Here is a 407-nt window from a genome sequence, read left to right on the forward strand (position 1 = left end):
AGGCGGGCCAGTTCCTCCGGCGGGATCTCCGCGTGCCGGCGTACCCGGGCCGTGTAGCCGGCCCGCTCGACCCGGTGAACGGCCTGGCGTACCGGGCGCATGTCCCGGCCGTCCAGGTCGAAGTCGCGGGTCAGCAGGATCGCCTCGTCGCCCAGTTGCAGCACCTTCAGGCCGTGCCGGTGGTACGCCCGCGCGCCGGCCTCGCTGGCGCCGATCACCGCCGGTGTCCAGGCGTACTCGCGGGCCTGGTCGAGCCACGCCTCGATGGCCGGGCCCCACGCCTCGGGGTCACCGACCGGGTCGCCGCTGGCCAGGCTCACCCCGTTGACCACCCGGTAGGTGATCGTCGCCTTGCCGCTGGCGGAGAAGATGGCCGCCTTGTCGCGGCGGGTGGCGAAGTAGCCTAG

The 407-nt window shown here is 74.0% G+C and carries 1 protein-coding gene; it reads right to left on the reverse strand.

Annotated elements, in window-relative coordinates; all coding sequences use genetic code 11:
* On the reverse strand, positions 1-407 hold a 407-nt coding region (locus EAD98_RS00030; protein WP_121652097.1), incomplete at both ends, for a phosphatidylglycerol lysyltransferase domain-containing protein.

Origin of the sequence: Micromonospora sp. CV4 (genome assembly GCF_003667455.1) — a bacterium.
GTDB lineage: Bacteria > Actinomycetota > Actinomycetes > Mycobacteriales > Micromonosporaceae > Micromonospora.